Annotated in this window: 17 protein-coding genes; 11 read left to right on the top strand and 6 right to left on the bottom strand. The window is 54.3% G+C overall.

What is annotated here, in order from left to right:
• Positions 1-12 precede the first annotated feature (12 nt).
• The 4 genes from mlaC to murA all read left to right on the top strand — a co-directional run bounded on the left by mlaC (position 13) and on the right by murA (position 2,632).
• On the top strand, positions 13-648 hold the full coding sequence (gene mlaC / locus BFG58_RS12775) for a phospholipid-binding protein MlaC (RefSeq protein WP_045910107.1): 636 nt from the start codon (positions 13-15) through the stop codon (positions 646-648).
• Positions 648-941 (top strand): lipid asymmetry maintenance protein MlaB, encoded by a 294-nt coding sequence (mlaB, locus tag BFG58_RS12780; protein ID WP_048028841.1) that lies wholly within the window; start codon positions 648-650, stop codon positions 939-941. The genes mlaC and mlaB overlap by 1 nt, the downstream gene beginning before the upstream one ends.
• Positions 942-1,067: 126 nt before the next feature.
• Positions 1,068-1,322, top strand: a complete 255-nt coding sequence (ibaG, locus tag BFG58_RS12785) for a BolA family iron metabolism protein IbaG (RefSeq protein WP_008501458.1) — start codon at positions 1,068-1,070, stop codon at positions 1,320-1,322.
• A 50-nt stretch (positions 1,323-1,372) separates the two neighbouring features.
• A complete protein-coding gene (gene murA / locus BFG58_RS12790; protein WP_045910105.1) occupies positions 1,373-2,632 on the top strand; it encodes a UDP-N-acetylglucosamine 1-carboxyvinyltransferase in 1,260 nt (419 codons plus the stop codon).
• Positions 2,633-2,693: 61 nt separating this feature from the next.
• Here the strand turns inward: murA and sfsB are convergent, their stop codons facing one another.
• On the bottom strand, positions 2,694-2,981 hold the full coding sequence (gene sfsB / locus BFG58_RS12795) for a DNA-binding transcriptional regulator SfsB (RefSeq protein WP_048028843.1): 288 nt from the start codon (positions 2,979-2,981) through the stop codon (positions 2,694-2,696).
• A gap of 229 nt (positions 2,982-3,210) precedes the next feature.
• Complete coding sequence (gene ispB, locus BFG58_RS12800; protein ID WP_008501461.1) at positions 3,211-4,182, bottom strand: octaprenyl diphosphate synthase; 972 nt, start codon at positions 4,180-4,182, stop codon at positions 3,211-3,213.
• A gap of 257 nt (positions 4,183-4,439) precedes the next feature.
• On the opposite strand from ispB, the gene rplU reads away from it, so the two are divergent.
• From rplU to cgtA, 4 genes are all read left to right on the top strand, one after another.
• Positions 4,440-4,751 carry a 50S ribosomal protein L21 gene (gene rplU / locus BFG58_RS12805; RefSeq protein ID WP_003025032.1) on the top strand — a complete coding sequence of 104 codons (312 nt, stop codon included), beginning with the start codon at positions 4,440-4,442 and terminating at the stop codon, positions 4,749-4,751.
• Between the two features lie 19 nt (positions 4,752-4,770).
• A complete protein-coding gene (gene rpmA, locus BFG58_RS12810) occupies positions 4,771-5,028 on the top strand; it encodes a 50S ribosomal protein L27 (RefSeq protein WP_004385076.1) in 258 nt (85 codons plus the stop codon).
• A 96-nt stretch (positions 5,029-5,124) separates the two neighbouring features.
• Positions 5,125-6,090: a DMT family transporter gene (locus BFG58_RS12815; RefSeq protein ID WP_069719906.1), complete on the top strand. Its 966-nt coding sequence runs from the start codon at positions 5,125-5,127 to the stop codon at positions 6,088-6,090.
• Between the two features lie 15 nt (positions 6,091-6,105).
• Positions 6,106-7,281 carry an Obg family GTPase CgtA gene (gene cgtA, locus BFG58_RS12820; protein ID WP_021242261.1) on the top strand — a complete coding sequence of 392 codons (1,176 nt, stop codon included), beginning with the start codon at positions 6,106-6,108 and terminating at the stop codon, positions 7,279-7,281.
• A gap of 33 nt (positions 7,282-7,314) precedes the next feature.
• Here cgtA and pmrB read toward each other — a convergent pair whose 3' ends face one another.
• From pmrB to dacB, 3 genes are read right to left on the bottom strand one after another with little or no spacing between them, the layout of a single operon-like run.
• Positions 7,315-8,358, bottom strand: coding sequence for a two-component system sensor histidine kinase PmrB (gene pmrB, locus BFG58_RS12825; RefSeq protein ID WP_069719907.1), 1,044 nt, complete (start codon positions 8,356-8,358; stop codon positions 7,315-7,317).
• The gene (pmrA, locus tag BFG58_RS12830; protein WP_024906362.1) at positions 8,355-9,017 is read right to left on the bottom strand and encodes a two-component system response regulator PmrA; all 663 of its coding nucleotides are present in this window, start codon (positions 9,015-9,017) and stop codon (positions 8,355-8,357) included. Before pmrA ends, pmrB begins: the two co-directional genes overlap by 4 nt.
• Positions 9,018-9,019: 2 nt before the next feature.
• Complete coding sequence (gene dacB / locus BFG58_RS12835) at positions 9,020-10,453, bottom strand: serine-type D-Ala-D-Ala carboxypeptidase (RefSeq protein WP_021242259.1); 1,434 nt, start codon at positions 10,451-10,453, stop codon at positions 9,020-9,022.
• Positions 10,454-10,683: 230 nt separating this feature from the next.
• Between dacB and greA the strand changes: the two genes are divergently transcribed.
• On the top strand, positions 10,684-11,160 hold the full coding sequence (gene greA / locus BFG58_RS12840) for a transcription elongation factor GreA (protein WP_014171793.1): 477 nt from the start codon (positions 10,684-10,686) through the stop codon (positions 11,158-11,160).
• Positions 11,161-11,311: 151 nt separating this feature from the next.
• Here the strand turns inward: greA and yhbY are convergent, their stop codons facing one another.
• Complete coding sequence (yhbY, locus tag BFG58_RS12845; protein ID WP_003861814.1) at positions 11,312-11,605, bottom strand: ribosome assembly RNA-binding protein YhbY; 294 nt, start codon at positions 11,603-11,605, stop codon at positions 11,312-11,314.
• A 127-nt stretch (positions 11,606-11,732) separates the two neighbouring features.
• On the opposite strand from yhbY, the gene rlmE reads away from it, so the two are divergent.
• Together rlmE and ftsH are read left to right on the top strand one after the other, a co-directional pair.
• Positions 11,733-12,359, top strand: a complete 627-nt coding sequence (rlmE, locus tag BFG58_RS12850; RefSeq protein ID WP_003861812.1) for a 23S rRNA (uridine(2552)-2'-O)-methyltransferase RlmE — start codon at positions 11,733-11,735, stop codon at positions 12,357-12,359.
• Between the two features lie 102 nt (positions 12,360-12,461).
• Positions 12,462-14,396, top strand: coding sequence for an ATP-dependent zinc metalloprotease FtsH (gene ftsH / locus BFG58_RS12855; protein ID WP_013098921.1), 1,935 nt, complete (start codon positions 12,462-12,464; stop codon positions 14,394-14,396).
• Positions 14,397-14,416 lie beyond the last annotated feature (20 nt).

The following is a 14,416-nucleotide window of genomic DNA, read 5'->3' on the forward strand; positions in this document are numbered from 1 at the left end:
GAGAAGTCATTCATGTTTAAACGACTGTTAATGGTTGCCATGCTGGTCATCGCCCCTCTCACCGCGGTGCACGCGGCGGATCAGAGTAACCCGTACAAACTGATGGACGAGGCCGCGAAGAAAACCTTCGATCGTCTTAAAAACGAGCAGCCTAAGATTCGTGCTAATCCTGATTACCTGCGTGACGTGGTTGACCAGGAGTTGCTGCCGTACGTGCAGATTAAATATGCGGGAGCGCTGGTGCTGGGCCGCTATTACAAAGACGCGACCCCGGCGCAGCGTGAAGCCTATTTTGCCGCTTTCCGTGAATACCTGAAGCAGGCTTATGGTCAGGCGCTGGCGATGTACCACGGTCAGACCTATCAGATCGCCCCGGAGCAGCCGCTGGGTGATGCGACCATCGTCCCTATTCGCGTAACGATCAACGATCCTAACGGCCGTCCGCCGGTGCGTCTGGATTTCCAGTGGCGTAAAAACAGCCAGACCGGCCACTGGCAGGCGTATGACATGATCGCCGAAGGCGTAAGCATGATCACCACCAAACAGAACGAGTGGAGTGACCTGCTGCGCACCAAGGGGATTGATGGCCTGACCGCGCAGCTGCAGTCCATTGCTCGTCAGAAAATCACGCTGGACGAGAAGAAGTAATGTCACAGCAACTCAGCTGGTCGCGTGAAGGCGAGACGTTAAAGCTGTCCGGTGAGCTGGATCAGGATCTGCTGAACCCCTTATGGGATAAACGCCATGAGGCCATGCAGGGCGTGACGCTCATTGACTTAACTGACGTCACGCGGGTGGATACGGCAGGCGTTGCGCTGCTTGCCCATCTGGTTGCGGTAGGGAAAAAGCAGGGGGCGAGCGTCACGCTTCGCGGCGCGAGCGAGAATGTCGTGACCCTTGCGCAGCTCTACAATCTCCCTCAGGACGTATTGCCTCGTTAATATTTTCAGTGCGTTACTTCCGAAAGCCCTGACAGTTTCATCGTCGGGGCTTTTTGCTTGTTTAAGACGACGCCACTTTGCTCTAAGATGTTGGGCTTGTTTTCACTATCAGATGATTAAGAACCCATGGAAAATCATGAAATCCAGACAGTGCTGATGAATGCACTCTCCCTTCAGGAAGCCCACGTCACTGGCGATGGCAGTCACTTCCAGGTTATTGCTGTGGGTGAGATGTTCGACGGTATGAGCCGTGTGAAGAAACAGCAGGCTGTGTACGCGCCGCTGATGGAATATATTGCGGATAACCGCATCCACGCCCTGTCGATTAAAGCGTTCACCCCGCAAGAGTGGGCACGCGATCGCAAACTAAACGGTTTTTGAGCTGAGGGCGACAGGCCCGCAGCACGGTTGAATTTATAAGAGAGCACACAATGGATAAATTTCGTGTACAGGGGCCAACGCGTCTCCAGGGCGAAGTCACAATTTCTGGCGCGAAAAACGCCGCGCTGCCCATCCTCTTTGCTGCGCTGCTCGCGGAAGAGCCGGTAGAGATTCAGAACGTACCGAAGCTGAAAGATATCGACACCACCATGAAGCTGCTCACCCAGTTGGGCACGAAAGTCGAGCGTAACGGTTCCGTCTGGATCGATGCCAGCAAGGTGAACAACTTCTCTGCGCCTTACGATCTGGTGAAAACCATGCGTGCTTCCATCTGGGCGCTTGGCCCGCTGGTGGCGCGTTTCGGTCAGGGTCAGGTTTCGCTGCCGGGCGGCTGCGCCATCGGTGCGCGTCCGGTTGACCTGCACATCTTTGGTCTGGAAAAACTGGGCGCAGAGATCAAGCTGGAAGAAGGCTACGTTAAAGCGTCCGTCAATGGTCGTCTGAAAGGCGCGCACATTGTTATGGACAAAGTGAGCGTAGGCGCAACGGTAACCATTATGTCTGCGGCAACGCTGGCAGAAGGGACCACTATCATCGAAAACGCCGCGCGCGAACCGGAAATTGTGGATACCGCCAACTTCCTCGTGGCGCTGGGTGCGAAGATCTCCGGTCAGGGTACCGACCGTATCACCATCGAAGGCGTTGAGCGTCTGGGCGGGGGTGTCTATCGCGTACTGCCGGACCGTATCGAAACCGGTACCTTCCTGGTCGCTGCCGCGATCTCTGGCGGGAAGATTGTTTGTCGCAACGCACAGCCTGATACGCTGGATGCGGTGCTGGCGAAACTGCGTGATGCCGGTGCGGATATCGAAATCGGTGAAGACTGGATCAGCCTCGATATGCATGGACAGCGTCCAAAAGCGGTCAATGTGCGTACGGCGCCACACCCGGCGTTCCCAACGGACATGCAGGCGCAGTTCACCTTGTTGAACCTGGTCGCCGAAGGGACTGGCTTCATCACTGAAACCATTTTCGAGAACCGCTTTATGCACGTACCGGAGCTGATCCGCATGGGTGCACGTGCTGAGATCGAAAGTAATACCGTGATTTGCCATGGCGTTGAGACACTGTCCGGCGCTCAGGTGATGGCAACCGATCTGCGTGCGTCTGCCAGCCTGGTGTTGGCGGGTTGTATCGCGGAAGGTACAACGATCGTGGATCGTATTTATCACATCGATCGTGGCTATGAGCGTATCGAAGATAAACTGCGCGCGCTGGGTGCCAATATCGAGCGTGTGAAGGGCGAGTAATCGTTCCGGCAGCCCCCTGCCAGACATGACCGGGGGGTTGCTGTTCCTGTCAAAAAACGCGTTATTCCTGCGGTTCTTTTTTTACTTTTCTCTGGCGAATCATACGCGATCTGTCGATAAATTCATGGGTAACGGGATCGTGGTAGCGCGAAGGCCAAATCACCCACGGATGCGTATCCAGCGCCGTCGCGATAATTAATTCTCCTTTTGGCCAGGGGCGGGTGAGGGCGTTTGCCAGAGTTGAAGAACTCAGTCCATGGCGGCGGGACTCTGCTGCCAGTGAAGTGCCTCTTTTGCGCAGTGCGGCAATAATATCAGCCGTGTGCCAGTCGATAAATTTCGTATCCATAACGCCGTCCTTAAGTTCGGATTCACCTACGCCGTTTCTTCTGAAACGACGGGTTTACTATACCCATTTCGAACTCTTGTTCTAAAAAGTTCGCGTTACTTGAAGGAATATTCAGAATAAGACACGGCTTTATTCATGCGGTCTCTAAACCGATGAATTTACGTGAATGCGGAATTTACGGGTGTGTACTGGAATCTCCCCGCCAGGAACGCGGGGAGAGAAAGCAAGGTTAACGGTCGCGCTGAACGGCGATGTGGGCAAGACCAATCAGTGCCTCGCGCCATGGGCTGTCGGGAATGACCTGGAGTGCTTCGATGGCTTTGTCGGCTTCTTCTTCCGCACGCTGACGCGTCCATTCCAGCGAGCCGCAGATCGCCATGGTTTCCAGCACGGGTTCCAGAAGATGGCGGCCATTTCCCTGCTCAATCGCTTCACGGATCATTTTCGCCTGATCGGCCGTTCCGTTACGCATGGCGTGGAGCAGCGGCAGGGTCGGTTTGCCTTCGTTCAGGTCATCGCCAACGTTTTTGCCGAGCGTTTCGCCGTCCGCACTGTAGTCCAGCAGATCGTCAATCAGCTGGAAGGCTGTGCCCAGATAGCGGCCATAGTCCTGCAGGCCTTTTTCCTGTGCTTCGGTACAGCCAGCCAAAATGCCGGAACACTGGGCCGCCGCTTCAAACAGACGCGCGGTTTTGCTGTAGATGACGCGCATGTAGTTTTCTTCGGTGATGTCCGGGTCGTTGACGTTCATCAGCTGCAGCACTTCGCCTTCAGCAATGACGTTTACGGCTTCGGACATCACCTCCAGCACTTTCAGGGAACCCAGGCTGGTCATCATCTGGAAGGCGCGGGTATAGATAAAATCCCCCACCAGGACGCTGGCGGCGTTCCCGAACGCGGCGTTAGCCGTGGCTTTGCCACGACGCATATCCGATTCATCCACCACATCGTCGTGCAGAAGCGTCGCCGTGTGGATAAATTCGATGAGCGCTGCGATAGTGATGTGGGCATTTCCCTGATAACCAACGGCTCTGGCAGCCAGAATGGCAATCATCGGACGAATGCGTTTACCGCCGCCGCTGACAATGTAATAGCCCAACTGATTGATCAGCTGAACGTCAGAGTTGAGTTGCTCCAGGATTGCTGCATTCACACCCGCCATATCTTGCGCGGTTAACTCGTTGATTTTTTCTAAATTCATCGCAAAAGCCGGGCTTTTTATCCTGTTGATCCCATCTTCAATGGGGTAACGAAGGGTTTCGGTTTATCAATAGTAGTGCTGATTGTACTGAAAAAACGGCTCAGATAAACGTTACCGTACGTGTTGTGTTTTTTTTCTTCATGTATTGACGGTAGCACTTGTCAAAGGCTCGCGTTTTGCGTAATATTCGCGCCCTATTGTGAATATTTATAGCGCACTCTGATTCATACGAGGACGTGCGCGGAAGCGGAGTTTATATGTACGCGGTTTTCCAAAGTGGTGGTAAACAACACCGAGTAAGCGAAGGTCAGACCGTTCGCCTGGAAAAGCTGGACATCGCAACTGGCGAATCTGTTGAGTTCGCAGAAGTTCTGATGATCGCAAACGGTGAAGAAGTCAAAATCGGCGTTCCTTTCGTTGATGGCGGCGTTATCAAAGCTGAAGTTGTTGCACACGGTCGTGGCGAGAAAGTTAAAATCGTTAAGTTTCGTCGTCGTAAGCACTACCGTAAGCAGCAGGGCCACCGTCAGTGGTTCACTGATGTGAAAATTACTGGCATCAGCGCCTAAGACCTGAGGAGAGATTTAAATGGCACATAAAAAGGCTGGCGGCTCCACACGTAACGGTCGCGATTCAGAAGCTAAACGCCTGGGCGTTAAGCGTTTCGGTGGCGAATCCGTTCTGGCGGGTAGCATCATCGTTCGTCAACGTGGTACCAAATTCCACGCTGGCAACAACGTAGGTTGCGGTCGTGACCACACTCTGTTTGCTAAAGCAGACGGTAAAGTGAAATTTGAAGTTAAAGGCCCGAACAACCGTAAATACATCAGCATCGTTGCTGAGTAAGGTTTTCTCGGTCCGGTAACGGATTAAAGCCCCGCAACCTGTTGCGGGGCTTTTTACATTGGAAACCCGGTAATTTTTTCTGTAGGGAAAACGGGCATGAAGCAGCAGGCCGGCATAGGAATTCTTTTGGCGCTCACAACCGCAATGTGCTGGGGTGCGCTGCCAATTGCAATGAAGCAGGTACTGGAAGTGATGGAGCCGGCTACGGTGGTCTTTTATCGCTTTCTGATGGCAAGCATCGGCCTTGGGGCGATTCTGGCCATCAAAGGTAAGCTTCCACCCTTGCGGCTCTTCCGTAAACCGCGCTGGCTGGTGCTGCTGGCTATCGCGACGGGCGGTCTGTTCGGTAACTTCATCCTGTTCAGCTCTTCCCTGCAATATCTCAGCCCCACGGCGTCGCAGGTGATTGGTCAGCTTTCGCCGGTGGGCATGATGGTCGCCAGCGTCTTTATCCTCAAGGAGAAGATGCGCGGTACGCAGATTATCGGGGCGAGCATGCTGTTGTGCGGTCTGGTGATGTTCTTCAACACCAGTCTGATCGAGATTTTTACCCGCCTGACGGATTACACATGGGGTGTCATTTTCGGTGTGGGGGCAGCAACGGTCTGGGTGAGCTATGGTGTCGCGCAAAAGGTGTTATTGCGTCGGCTTGCCTCACAGCAGATCCTCTTTTTGCTGTACACTTTGTGTACAATAGCATTGCTGCCATTAGCGAAGCCGGGCGTAATTTCCCAGCTTAGCGACTGGCAACTGGCGTGCCTCATTTTTTGTGGGCTGAACACGCTGGTCGGTTATGGCGCGCTGGCCGAAGCGATGGCGCGCTGGCAGGCAGCACAGGTGAGCGCATTAATCACGCTTACTCCGCTGTTTACGCTGTTATTTTCAGATTTGTTATCAATGGCCTGGCCCGATGTCTTCGTCAGACCGATGCTCAACCTGTTGGGTTATCTCGGTGCGTTTGTCGTGGTTGCGGGCGCGATGTATTCCGCCATTGGTCATCGTCTCTGGGGACGTTGGCGCAAAAATGAAGCGGTTGTAGTAGTCCCCCGCTCAGGCGAATGAGTTACGGAGAGTAAAATGAAGTTTGTTGATGAAGCGACGATCCTGGTCGTGGCTGGTGATGGCGGCAACGGTTGCGTGAGCTTCCGCCGTGAAAAGTATATCCCTCGTGGCGGTCCTGATGGCGGCGACGGTGGGGATGGTGGTGACGTGTGGCTGGAGGCGGATGAGAACCTCAACACGCTGATCGACTACCGTTTCGAAAAATCCTTCCGCGCTGAACGTGGTCAGAACGGCCAGAGCCGTGACTGTACCGGGAAACGCGGTAAAGACGTCACCATTAAAGTGCCGGTCGGTACGCGTGTGATTGACCAGGGGACGGGTGAAACCATGGGTGACATGACCAAACACGGTCAGCGCCTGATGGTGGCGAAAGGCGGCTGGCACGGTCTGGGTAACAGCCGTTTCAAATCTTCCGTTAACCGTACGCCGCGTCAGAAAACGATGGGTACGCCGGGCGATAAGCGCGACCTGCAGCTGGAGCTGATGCTTCTGGCTGACGTGGGCATGCTGGGTATGCCAAACGCGGGTAAATCGACGTTTATTCGCGCCGTCTCTGCAGCCAAGCCAAAAGTGGCGGACTATCCATTTACCACGCTGGTACCAAGCCTGGGCGTTGTCCGTATGGATAACGAGAAGAGCTTTGTGGTTGCCGATATTCCGGGTCTGATTGAAGGCGCCGCGGAAGGGGCGGGTCTGGGTATTCGCTTCCTGAAACACCTTGAGCGCTGCCGCGTGCTGCTGCACCTTATCGATATCGATCCTATCGACGGTTCCGATCCGGTTGAAAACGCCCGCATCATCGTTGGCGAGCTGGAAAAATACAGCGAAAAACTGGCGAATAAACCACGCTGGCTGGTCTTTAACAAGATCGACCTGATGGACAAAGCCGAAGCGGAAGCAAAAGCGAAAGCCATTGCTGAAGCGATGGGTTGGGAAGATAAGTACTACCTGATCTCTGCGGCAAGCCAGGTCGGCGTGAAAGATCTGTGCTGGGATGTGATGACCTTCATCATTGAGAACCCAATTGTTCAGGCGGAAGAAGTCAAACAGCCTGAAAAAGTCGAATTCATGTGGGATGACTACCACCGCCAGCAGCTCGAAGAGCTGGAAGCGGAAGAAGACGATGAAGACTGGGACGATGACTGGGATGAAGACGACGAAGAAGGCGTCGAGTTCATCTACAAGCACTAATTGCTGTTCAAAGCCCCCGTTATGGGGGCTTTTTTATTCCAGCGTTGCGGGCAGCCAGCAGCTGGCGATTAAACCGCCTTCAGCGCCATTCTCAAGCGTCAGCCTGCCGTGGTGGAGCTGGACGATGCGCTGCACGATGCTCAGGCCCAGACCGCTGCCTCCGTAGCGCTGGTCAAGACGGCGGAATGGCTCGGTAATGGACTGCCGGTGCGCTTCATCAATCCCCGGCCCCTGATCGATAACGCTGATCTGCGTCCCGCCGTCGACCTCGGTTAATGTCACTGTAATCGTTGTCCCTGTCGGGCTGTAGCGCCCGGCATTCTCCAGCAGGTTGCGCAGCATCAGGCGCAGGAGAACGGCGTCTCCCTGAACCGTGAGCGCGCTTTTAGCGGGCCAAATCACCGTATGCTCTTTGGCTTCATGCCCAAGGCCGAGAGGTTCGATGATATTTTCCGTCCAGCTCACGGTTTCGTAGTGGCCGCTCGCCATTGCCTGTCCGGCACGGGCCAGCATCAGCAGCTGTTCGACGGTATGCATGAGCTGATCGATACGGCTAACCAGCGTGGCGGCCTGAGGCGCACCTGACTGCGACATCAGCTCCAGATGGAGCCGGATACCGGCCAGAGGCGTTCTCAGTTCGTGTGCGGCGTCTGCGGTGAAGAGACGCTCCTGTTGAATGGTGCTATCCAGCCGGGCCAGCAGCTGGTTCAGGGAGGTCGTCACCGCGCCAATTTCTTCCATGTCGGAATACATAGGAAGCGGGGTTAAGTTATCGGCTGAGCGGTTAGCGAGGCTGTCGCGGAGCTTATTCAGCGGCCGGGTTATCCAGGTGACGGCCCAGAAGGAGAAGAACAGGGTAAAACCGACCATCACCAGGGAAGGGACCAGCAGCGAGGCAATCGCTTCGCGGATCTCTTTCTCAACGTGATTATTGCGCGCTTTCGCTGACAGCGTTTCGTTGACCAGAAAACCAATCTGTTCACGGCTTTCATGCCACAGCCAGATGACGCTTATCAGCTGGAAAAATAACAGAATGACCGCCAGCAGCACCATCAAACGCCGACGCATGCTGTTCATTTCTGGCTCTCCAGACGGTAGCCGACGCCGCGAACGGTTTTGATCCTGTCTTTGCCAAGCTTACGCCGCAGGTTATGAATATGGACCTCAAGGGTATTTGACCCGGGATCGTCCTGCCAGGAGTAGATATCCTGCTGGAGCGTTTCTCGGTGTACCGTTTGCCCGCTGCGCATAATCAGACGCGTAAGCAAGGCGAACTCTTTTGGCGTCACCTCTACGGCCTGATCCTGGCGCAGCACCTGCTGGGTTTGCAAATTCAGCGTTATATCGCCGTCGGTCAGTAAGTTATCACTATGGCCCTGATAGCGGCGAATCAACGCTCGTACACGAGCCTGCAGCTCCGCGAGCGCAAAAGGCTTCACCAGGTAATCGTCTGCGCCTGCATCGAGGCCGGTGATACGGTCTTCAATGGCATCACGTGCCGTCAGGATCAATACCGGGTTGGCGATGCCGCGACGTCGCCACTGGCTGAGCAGCGTGGCGCCGTCTTTATCCGGCAAGCCCAAATCGAGGATCACCAGGCTGTATTCGCCGCTCTGGATCAGGGCATCCGCCTCTGCTGCGGTGCCTGCACAGTCGAGAGCATACCCTTCATTGGCCAGCCCCAGCGCCAGCCCTTCCTGCAATAACAGATCGTCTTCAACTATAAGTAGTTTCATCGCTAGTTATTCTGGTAGATGTCCTTATAAAGCCTGCTTTCGAAGCGAACCAGCGGAATACGACGATTGCGCTGGTCGGTCGGTTCGACGGCATAGCCGGAAAGATACTGCACGAATGCCATGCGCTGTCCGCTGGCGGTAGTGATGAAGCCTGCAAGATTATAAACCCCCTGCAGTGAGCCTGTTTTCGCGGAGACTTTGCCATCCACGCCCGCGGCGTGAAGCCCTGCGCGGTACTGCAGTGAACCGTCATGCCCGGCCAGCGGCAGCATTGAAATAAAGTTTAGCTCAGTGTCATGTTGTGCAATGTACTGAAGCACCTGCATCATCGTGGCCGGAGAGATCAAATTATGGCGCGATAGTCCGGAGCCATCGACGGCGATGGTATTACCCAGATCGATCCCCGCCTGCTGGCGCAGGATCTGCCGAACCGCGTCTGAACCCGCGCGCCAGGTTCCCGGCACGCCGAAACGGGCGTGACCAATCATGCGGAACACCGTATCGGCAATCATGTTGTCCGACTTTTTCAGCATTATTCGCAGTAAATCGTGCAGCGGCGCAGACTGTTTGCTGGCGATGACCGTGCCGGGCTGGTTGACCTGCGTCTGACGAAGCAGGGTACCAGAATAGGTTATTCCCGCTTGTTTCAGCTCATCTTTCAGAATGGCGCCTGCATAGCTTGCGCCATCCTGTATCGCAAAGGCCAGCGGCAGCGGATCGGCGCGCTGTGTCAGGCAGCCGGTCAGCGTGAAGCGGTTAAGATCGCCTGGCACCACATCCAGTTCGCAGTACTGTGCATCAGGAGAGCCCTTGGCCAGCGTGCGAACCTGGCTAAACATGGTGACCGGGTAGTAGGACGCTATGCGGATAAACGCTAAATCATCCGGCTTTGGCGCACTGTAAAGCGAAACCGAGAAACAGTTGCGGTCAACAATCGCGGCGGCGGGCGGGGCGCTAAAGCACTGCGTCATGTCGTTCCACGGCCAGCCCGGGGCTTTATCGTGACTGGCAAAGATGGAGGTATCGATCAGCACATTGCCGTCAATTTTCTGCACGCCGGTTTTTTTCAGCACCGCAACCATATTGCGGATATCCTGGCGTTTAAAGGTCGGATCGCCGCCAAAACGGGCGATAAGATCGCCTTTCAGTTCGCCACCCTCGACGTTACCTTTGGTTTCAAGAGTGGTCGTAAAACGGAAGTCAGGCCCGAGCTGGAGCAGGGCGGCGAGGGCGGTGATCACCTTTTGGGTACTGGCAGGCAGCGCCATCTGTTGACTGTGATAGTCAATCTCGGGAGCCTGTGCGCCAACCTTCTGCACCATCAGGGCGAGGTTCGCGCCTGCGGGAAGCTGATTAATGTACTCATCAACATTCGCGGCCTGAGCGGTGAACGTTATACTGGTAGTCAATCCGATGATAAAACTGGAAAATCGCATAATCTCGCGCTAACAACCCGAAAACAAACCGTCATACTACGGTGCATGGCACTGCAAAGTAAACGATGACCCATAGTGAACTTCGCGGTAAAATGCGTATCAAATTGAAAAATTGCTGCTGACCTGGGGCATCGCTCCCGGGTCGGTTTTCTTTTTGCTTCTTGCCCGCTTAAAGGGGGGCAGGAGCAGGGAACACTGCTCCCAACAGGAATGTTTAAGAGGTATAACAAATGCAAGCTATTCCGATGACCTTACGTGGTGCCGAAAAACTGCGCGAAGAGCTGGATTTCCTGAAATCCGTGCGTCGTCCTGAAATCATCGCCGCTATCGCGGATGCGCGCGAGCATGGCGACCTGAAAGAGAATGCTGAATACCACGCCGCGCGTGAGCAGCAGGGCTTCTGTGAAGGGCGTATTAAAGATATCGAAGCAAAGCTGTCCAATGCACAGGTTATCGATATCACTAAGATGCCGAATAATGGCCGTGTGATCTTTGGTTCTACCGTTACCGTGCTGAACCTGGACAACGACGAAGAGCAGACCTATCGCATCGTGGGTGATGATGAAGCTGACTTCAAACAGAACCTGATTTCGGTGAACTCGCCGATTGCTCGCGGCCTGATTGGCAAAGAGCAGGACGATGTTGTCACCATCCGCACCCCTGGCGGTGAAGTAGAATACGAAATTATTAAGGTTGAATACCTGTAATTCGCTTCTCTACTAAGATGTTGATACATTGTAAAGAAAAGAAAAAGGCCGCGTAGCGGCCTTTTATCAACTCAAGGAGCATGGCATTTTGCTCGCCTGCTGACAGAAATCCCTCGTTTCACACAGAAAATGTGTTTAATTCAGGATATCCTTAACGTGGCAGCGAGATTTTACGCTCTTTAGACGGGCGGTAGAGCACCAGCGTTTTACCGATGACCTGTACATTACAGGCGCCGGTTTCGCGCACGATGGCTTCCACGATCAGGTTTTTAGTGTCTCTGTCTTCAGAGGCGATTTTCACCTTGATCAGCTCGTGGTGTTCCAGCGCTTGTTCAATCTCGGCAAGCACCCCTTCGGTCAAACCATTGTTGCCAAGCATCACTACAGGCTTGAGCGGATGTGCCAGACCTTTAAGGTGCTGTTTTTGTTTAGTACTCAGATTCATCGTATATTTTTGCTTACGTTGGGATTGAAAACGGTTCATTCTACCGCCATCTCCCTTATATCGCCAAATAGCTGCGTAGAAATTTACGTCACAGGCAAGCAACGATGAACCAGGACGGAAATGTTAAATGACAGGTAAAAAGCGTTCTGCCAGCTCCAGCCGCTGGCTCCAGGAACACTTTAGCGATAAATATGTTCAACAGGCACAGAAAAAGGGGTTGCGTTCCCGTGCCTGGTTTAAACTTGATGAAATACAGCAAAGTGACAAACTTTTTAAGCCGGGGATGACGGTTGTTGACCTCGGTGCGGCACCTGGCGGATGGTCCCAATATGCGGTAACGCAGATCGGCGGAACGGGCCGAATCATCGCGTGCGATCTTTTACCAATGGATCCCATCGTCGGTGTCGACTTCCTTCAGGGCGACTTTCGTGATGAATTAGTGCTGAAAGCGTTACTCGATCGTGTAGGTGACAGTAAGGTCCAGGTTGTCATGTCAGATATGGCACCAAATATGTGCGGAACACCGGCGGTGGATATCCCCCGCGCCATGTATCTGGTGGAGCTAGCGTTAGAAATGTGTCGTGATGTACTAGCGCCTGGTGGTAGTTTTGTTGTGAAGGTGTTTCAGGGCGAAGGTTTCGAGGAGTATCTTAAGGAAATTCGCTCCCTGTTTGCGAAGGTCAAAGTTCGTAAGCCGGACTCTTCCCGGGCCCGTTCCCGTGAAGTGTATATTGTAGCGACCGGGCGAAAATGATAACCGGGAGATTTCAGACGAAAGTTTGAATGAAACTGGATATAGAGTATCCTGACGCTGTTTTTAACACAGTTGTAATATGAGGTTAATCCCTTGAGTGACATGGCGAAAAACCTAATACTCTGGCTGGTCATTGCCGTTGTGCTGATGTCAGTATTCCAGAGCTTTGGGCCCAGCGAGTCGAATGGCCGCAAGGTGGATTATTCTACCTTCCTGCAGGAGGTCAATCAGGACCAGGTTCGCGAAGCGCGTATCAACGGACGTGAGATCAACGTTACCAAGAAAGATAGTAACCGTTACACGACTTACATCCCGGTGAACGATCCTAAGCTGCTTGATAACCTTCTGACTAAAAACGTCAAGGTGGTAGGTGAGCCGCCAGAAGAACCAAGCCTGCTGGCTTCTATCTTCATTTCCTGGTTCCCGATGCTGCTTCTTATCGGCGTCTGGATCTTCTTTATGCGCCAGATGCAGGGCGGCGGTGGCAAAGGTGCCATGTCGTTCGGTAAGAGCAAGGCGCGTATGTTGACGGAAGATCAGATCAAGACCACTTTTGCGGACGTTGCCGGGTGTGACGAAGCGAAAGAAGAGGTCGGTGAACTGGTTGAATACCTGCGTGAGCCGAGCCGTTTCCAGAAACTGGGCGGTAAAATCCCGAAAGGCGTGCTGATGGTTGGCCCTCCGGGTACCGGTAAAACCCTGCTGGCGAAAGCCATAGCGGGTGAAGCGAAGGTGCCGTTCTTTACTATTTCAGGTTCTGACTTCGTCGAAATGTTCGTGGGTGTTGGTGCATCTCGTGTGCGTGACATGTTCGAGCAGGCCAAGAAGGCAGCACCGTGCATTATCTTCATCGATGAAATCGACGCCGTAGGCCGCCAGCGTGGCGCAGGCCTGGGTGGTGGTCACGATGAACGTGAACAGACGCTGAACCAGATGCTGGTTGAGATGGACGGCTTCGAAGGTAACGAAGGTATCATCGTTATCGCGGCGACTAACCGTCCGGACGTTCTTGACCCGGCGCTGCTGCGTCCAGGCCGTTTCGACCGTCAGGTTGTTGTCGGTCTGCCGGATGTTCGCGGTCGTGAACAGATTCTGAAAGTTCACATGCGTCGCGTACCGCTGGCACCCGACATCGACGCGGCAATCATTGCGCGCGGTACTCCGGGCTTCTCCGGTGCGGATCTCGCTAACCTGGTCAACGAAGCTGCACTGTTTGCCGCTCGTGGTAACAAGCGCGTCGTGTCGATGGTGGAGTTCGAGAAAGCGAAAGACAAGATCATGATGGGTGCGGAACGTCGCTCCATGGTGATGACGGAAGCGCAGAAAGAGTCCACGGCTTACCACGAAGCCGGTCACGCGATTATTGGTCGTCTGGTGCCGGAACACGATCCTGTGCATAAAGTGACGATTATTCCGCGCGGTCGTGCGCTGGGTGTGACCTTCTTCCTGCCTGAAGGCGACGCGATCAGCGCCAGCCGTCAGAAGCTGGAAAGCCAGATCTCAACCCTGTACGGCGGTCGTCTGGCCGAAGAGATTATCTACGGTCCGGAACATGTTTCTACCGGTGCGTCGAACGACATTAAAGTGGCGACAAACCTGGCGCGTAACATGGTGACTCAGTGGGGCTTCTCCGACAAACTCGGTCCGCTGCTCTATGCAGAGGAAGAGGGCGAAGTGTTCCTGGGCCGCTCCGTGGCAAAAGCGAAACATATGTCCGATGAAACGGCTCGTATCATCGACCAGGAAGTGAAAGCGCTGATTGAACGTAACTACGGTCGCGCGCGTCAGATCCTGAATGACAACATGGACATTCTGCATTCCATGAAAGATGCGCTCATGAAATATGAGACCATCGATGCACCGCAGATTGACGACCTGATGGCGCGCCGCGAAGTGCGTCCGCCAGCAGGCTGGGAAGACCCAGGCGCTTCCAATAACTCTGACAACAATGGCACCCCGCGTGCGCCGCGTCCGGTTGATGAACCGCGTACGCCAAACCCGGGCAACACCATGTCAGAACAGTTGGGCGATAAGTAAGTCACTGCTGTTGAAGCGTT

The organism is Enterobacter sp. ku-bf2, assembly GCF_001742765.1.
Lineage (GTDB): Bacteria > Pseudomonadota > Gammaproteobacteria > Enterobacterales > Enterobacteriaceae > Enterobacter > Enterobacter quasiroggenkampii.

Bases quoted from the DNA above. Each gene is read 5' to 3' on its own strand.
- mlaC (WP_045910107.1), top strand. From the start codon at position 13: ATGTTTAAACGACTGTTAATGGTTGCCATGCTGGTCATCGCCCCTCTC.
- mlaB (WP_048028841.1), top strand. From the start codon at position 648: ATGTCACAGCAACTCAGCTGGTCGCGTGAAGGCGAGACGTTAAAGCTG.
- ibaG (WP_008501458.1), top strand. From the start codon at position 1,068: ATGGAAAATCATGAAATCCAGACAGTGCTGATGAATGCACTCTCCCTT.
- murA (WP_045910105.1), top strand. From the start codon at position 1,373: ATGGATAAATTTCGTGTACAGGGGCCAACGCGTCTCCAGGGCGAAGTC.
- sfsB (WP_048028843.1), bottom strand. From the start codon at position 2,981: ATGGATACGAAATTTATCGACTGGCACACGGCTGATATTATTGCCGCA.
- ispB (WP_008501461.1), bottom strand. From the start codon at position 4,182: ATGAATTTAGAAAAAATCAACGAGTTAACCGCGCAAGATATGGCGGGT.
- rplU (WP_003025032.1), top strand. From the start codon at position 4,440: ATGTACGCGGTTTTCCAAAGTGGTGGTAAACAACACCGAGTAAGCGAA.
- rpmA (WP_004385076.1), top strand. From the start codon at position 4,771: ATGGCACATAAAAAGGCTGGCGGCTCCACACGTAACGGTCGCGATTCA.
- BFG58_RS12815 (WP_069719906.1), top strand. From the start codon at position 5,125: ATGAAGCAGCAGGCCGGCATAGGAATTCTTTTGGCGCTCACAACCGCA.
- cgtA (WP_021242261.1), top strand. From the start codon at position 6,106: ATGAAGTTTGTTGATGAAGCGACGATCCTGGTCGTGGCTGGTGATGGC.
- pmrB (WP_069719907.1), bottom strand. From the start codon at position 8,358: ATGAACAGCATGCGTCGGCGTTTGATGGTGCTGCTGGCGGTCATTCTG.
- pmrA (WP_024906362.1), bottom strand. From the start codon at position 9,017: ATGAAACTACTTATAGTTGAAGACGATCTGTTATTGCAGGAAGGGCTG.
- dacB (WP_021242259.1), bottom strand. From the start codon at position 10,453: ATGCGATTTTCCAGTTTTATCATCGGATTGACTACCAGTATAACGTTC.
- greA (WP_014171793.1), top strand. From the start codon at position 10,684: ATGCAAGCTATTCCGATGACCTTACGTGGTGCCGAAAAACTGCGCGAA.
- yhbY (WP_003861814.1), bottom strand. From the start codon at position 11,605: ATGAATCTGAGTACTAAACAAAAACAGCACCTTAAAGGTCTGGCACAT.
- rlmE (WP_003861812.1), top strand. From the start codon at position 11,733: ATGACAGGTAAAAAGCGTTCTGCCAGCTCCAGCCGCTGGCTCCAGGAA.
- ftsH (WP_013098921.1), top strand. From the start codon at position 12,462: ATGGCGAAAAACCTAATACTCTGGCTGGTCATTGCCGTTGTGCTGATG.